Annotated in this window: 5 protein-coding genes; all 5 read left to right on the top strand. The window is 74.1% G+C overall.

Annotation, left to right across the window (positions count from 1 at the left end):
- The first annotated feature begins 141 nt into the window (after nt 1-141).
- Nucleotides 142-966 (top strand): class I SAM-dependent methyltransferase, encoded by an 825-nt coding sequence (locus PUR71_RS01050; RefSeq protein WP_329924368.1) that lies wholly within the window; start codon nt 142-144, stop codon nt 964-966.
- Nucleotides 963-1,943 carry a 3-oxoacyl-[acyl-carrier-protein] synthase III C-terminal domain-containing protein gene (locus PUR71_RS01055; protein WP_329924369.1) on the top strand — a complete coding sequence of 327 codons (981 nt, stop codon included), beginning with the start codon at nt 963-965 and terminating at the stop codon, nt 1,941-1,943. Before PUR71_RS01050 ends, PUR71_RS01055 begins: the two co-directional genes overlap by 4 nt.
- A complete protein-coding gene (locus PUR71_RS01060; protein ID WP_329924370.1) occupies nt 1,940-2,206 on the top strand; it encodes an acyl carrier protein in 267 nt (88 codons plus the stop codon). Before PUR71_RS01055 ends, PUR71_RS01060 begins: the two co-directional genes overlap by 4 nt.
- Nucleotides 2,203-3,009: a hypothetical protein gene (locus PUR71_RS01065; protein WP_329924371.1), complete on the top strand. Its 807-nt coding sequence runs from the start codon at nt 2,203-2,205 to the stop codon at nt 3,007-3,009. Before PUR71_RS01060 ends, PUR71_RS01065 begins: the two co-directional genes overlap by 4 nt.
- Before the next feature lie 94 nt (nt 3,010-3,103).
- Nucleotides 3,104-4,282, top strand: a 1,179-nt coding sequence (locus tag PUR71_RS01070; RefSeq protein ID WP_329924372.1) for a condensation domain-containing protein, incomplete at its 3' end; no start/stop codon positions are given.

Genomic DNA, 4,282 nt, shown 5'->3' on the forward strand with positions numbered 1-4,282 from the left:
CTCGCCTTCGTCGAGCTCGTCTACACGATCGAGGACGCGGCCGGCATCGAGATCGACTTCGACACCATCGACATCGAGGACTTCCAGTCCCTCGCCACCATCCAGAAGGCGTTCTTCGCCTGAGCCCGAGGAGGGACCACCGTGCACGCCGTTTCCTACACCGCCCAGTGGATGGCCGCCGCCCGCGCCCAGGAGTCCGAGCGCGAGGACGCCCTCTTCACCGACCCCCTCGCCCGCGACCTCGCCGCCCCCAAGGGCTTCGAACTGATCGAACGCTATGTCGGGGGAGGCGTCCTGGAGTTCATCTCCATCCGGACCCGGTACCTGGACGACGCCATCCGCGGCATCCTCGCCGAGGGCGGCATCCGGCAGGTCGTCCTGATCGCCGCCGGCATGGACACCCGCGCCTTCCGCCTCGACTGGCCCGACGGCACCGAGCTCTACGAGGTCGACCACGGCCCCCTCATCACCGAGAAGCGCCGCCGCCTCGACGCCCTCGGCGCCGAACCCCGCACCGACCGCCGCGAGGTCTCCGCCGACCTCACCCAGGACTGGCTGCCCACCCTCGAAGCCGCCGGCTTCGACCGCACCCGCCCCACCCTCTGGGTGGCCGAGGGCCTGACCTTCTTCCTCACCGAGGACCAGGTCCGCGGCCTGCTCACCCTGCTCGCCTCGGCGAGCGCCCCCGGCAGCCGCCTCGCGTTCGACATGCTCGGCCGCGCGCTCCTGCGCAGCCCGTTCTCCAAGCCGTTCCTCGACGCCCTCGCCGCCGACGGCACCCCGTGGGTCTTCGGGACCGACGAGCCCGAGGAGTTCCTGACCGCCAACGACTGGAAGGCCGTCGACGTCAGCGAGCCCGGCCAGCCCGGCGCCGGCCAGGGCCGCTGGCCCTACGACGTCCAGCCGCGCAACCGCCGCGGCGCCAACCGGCTCTGGCTCGTCCGCGCCGAGATCGCCGCCTCGTGACGGCCGCACGGACGGCGGAGCGCCGGATCACGCTGGAACGGATCGAGTCGTACGCGCCCGAGCGCAGCGTGCGGATCGAGGAGCTCGGGGAGCACCTCGGCCTGCGCCGCGGCGACCTGGGGGTGTTCCGCAAGTTCTACGGCCTGGACCGGCTGCGGTACGACCCGCAGCTGCCGCTGCTGGACCTGCTGCGGCCGGCGGCCCGCGCGGCGCTGGCCGCCCTGCCCGAGGACGGACACGTCGACTACCTCGCCTACGCCCACGTCACCCAGGCCGTCGCCCCCGCCGACACCGACATGGCCCAGCTCGTGCGCGAGGACCTCGGTCTCACCGGCGCCGAGGCCTTCGGGCTCAGCCACCAGGCCTGCGTCAGCAGCCTCGGCGCGATCGAGATCCTCGGCAACCTGCTGCGCGCCGAGGGCCGCGAGGGCGCCCACGCCCTCATGGTCACCGGCGAGCAGGCCTACTCCCCCATCGTCCAACTGGTCCCGAACACGGCGATCATGGCGGACGCCGCAGCCTCCTGCCTGGTCACCCTGGACGGCGACGGCGACGTCGTCCGCTCCTTCACCACCCGCACCCTCGGCGAGTACGCCCGCTGGCTGGAGCTCACCCCCGAGCAGAGCACCGAGTACGGCGAGCAGTACGCCCCCAGGATCGCCGAGGTCATCCACCAGGCGCTGGCGGAGGCCGGGTTGACGTTCGACGAGATCGACCTCGTGATCCCCCACAACGTCAACAAGCTCGCCTGGCGCCAGACCGTCAAGGAACTCGGCATCGACCAGGACAAGGTCTTCCTCGACAACGTCCCCGTCTACAGCCACACCTTCGCCGCCGACGTGTTCCTCAACTACACCACCCTGCGCGACGCCGGCCGGCTCACCGACGGCGCGCACTACCTCCTGGTCTCCGTCGGCCTCGGCGCCACCTTCGGGGCCATGGTCATCACCCACCGCACCCCGGGAGGAAGCCGGTGAACCGTCAGGACGTGCTGATCACCATCGAGAAGGCGCTGAGCGAGGTCCTGGAGCGCCCGATCACCGGACTCACCGAGGACACCGCGCTCTTCGACGACCTGCGGCTCGACTCCTCGTCCGTCCTCGGGCTGCTGATGACCGTCGAGGAGGCCACCGGGATCGCGGTCGACCCGGACGACCTCGACATCGACCACCTGCGCACCATGCGCTCGTTCGCCGACTACGTCGAGGCGGCGCTGCGGCGGGAAGAGGTGACCTCGTGACCGCGCTCGCCCTGCGCGCAGCCACCGCCGTACGCGCCCCGGCCGGCCCCGGCCCCGGCGAGGACGACCCCGCCCTTCTCGCCTACTTCACCGACCTCCTCGCTCCCTTCGGCCAGAAGCCCGACCAGGACCTCCACCGCGACGGCGCCCACCTGCACCACCGCGACCTCGTCGACCTCCTCCTGACCGACCCGGCCGTCGCCGCCGCCCGGCCCGAGCTCGCGATCGTCGCCCACGCCCTGCCCGACCTGGCGCCCTTCACCGCCACCGCCCCCTACCTCACCGCCCGGCTCGGCGGCCGCGCCACCAACTTCGCGCTCACCGAGCAGGGCCTCGCCGCACCCTTCACGGCCCTGCGCATCGCCGCCGCGTACGAGCGGGCCGGCCGGGCCGGCGAGGTCGCCATCGCCGTCCTCGAACAGACCACCCTGCCCACGCCCCACCCCCTGGCTCCGCTCACCGACTCCGCCGCGCTCCTGGTCCTCCGGGCGGACGCCGGCCCCGGCCCGCGGTTCGCCGGCGCCCACTCCACCGACGACGCCGGCCGGGCCCTGGCCGCCCGGCTCGACGGCCCGGACGCGGACGACACGCTCCTCGTCCTCGGCCCCCACGTCGCCGACGGCGTCCCCGACCACCCCGCCGTCCACCGCGCCGGGCCCGGCAGCTACTGCACCGGCGTCTGGCTCGAACTCGCCCGCCACTGGCAGGACTGGCAGCACACCCACCGCCGCATCGTCCTGTGCGACACCGACCCCCGCACCGGCCGCACGCACCTGGCCGTGTTCGCCGACGGCGGGGCGTGACGAGGGTCCCCGCACCCGCCCGGCGCCGCCGCCCGTGCAGGGCCCGGCTCCGCCAGACAACGGACGAGGCAACCGAAGGGACGGTTGGAACACGATGACCACGGTCAACGAGCAGACCATCAGGCTGGAATCCGCACGAGCCGGCACGGGCCCGGCCACCTGGGGGCAGCGGGCGATCTGGGGTGTCGTCACCCGGCTGGGCGACGACGCCCCCCGGTACAACCTGCCCACCGAGCTCCCCGTCACCCCGCCCCGACCCGCCGCCCGCGTCCTCGCGGACCTGACGGAGCTGCTCCACCTCCACGACAGCCTCCACACCCGGCTGCTGCCCACCGGCGAGGACGGTCTGGAGCAGGTCGTGGACGGCAGCGGCGAACTTCCCGTCGAGGTCCGGCGGTGCACCGCGGCCCAGGCTCCGGAAACGAGCGCGGCCCTGCTCAAGGAGCTGGCCGGGCGCCCCTTCGACCACACCCGGGAGTGGCCGCTGCGGGTCGGTCTCGTGGAGTGCGACGGGCTGGTCCACCGGCTGGTCCTGACCGGATCGCACGCCGGCATGGACTACTGGGGCCTCGTCCGGCTGCTGCGCGACCTCCGGTCGATCGAGGCGGGCGCGTCGGCCGAGTCGCTGCGCCGATCCCGCCCCGCCCTCCAACCGCTGGACGCCGCGGCGGTCCAGGCCTCGCCGCTCGGCCGCCGCCGGGACGAGGCCGCCCGCCGCTACTGGTGCGAGCAACTGGCCGCCGGCCCGCGGCGGATCTTCCGGGAGCCCGCCGCGCCGGAGCTCTCCGCCGACCCGGGCCGGCTGTTCCCCAACGCGCTGCTGCGCTCGCCCGCCCTGGCCGTCGCCGTCGAGCGGGTCGCCGAGCACCTGGAGGTGAGCGACGCGGCGGTGCTGCTGGGCGCGGCCTCGCACCAGCTGGCCCGGATGTCCGGCAGCAGCGACGTCCTGTTCCAGGTGGTGGTGGGCAACCGCTTCCAGCCGTCCGCGACCGCGGCGGTCAGCACGGTGGCGCAGGAGGCCCTGTTCCGGCTCCCGGACGCGGGACGGGACTTCGCGGACGCGGTGCGGCGGACGCGGTCCGTCTCCTTCAGCGCCTTCCGGCACGCCGCGTACGACAAGTGGGCGCTGGACCGGGAGGTGGCGGGCCTCGTGGAGCGCGGCGAGGCTGCCGACCACTCGTACTGGTGGAACGACACCCGGGACCCGGGCAGCGGGCCGTTCGACACCGTCGAGCGCCCGAAGGAGGCGCTGGCCGACCTGGCGACGCGCACC

Source organism: Streptomyces sp. SP17BM10, from assembly GCF_036322405.1.
Lineage (GTDB): Bacteria > Actinomycetota > Actinomycetes > Streptomycetales > Streptomycetaceae > Kitasatospora.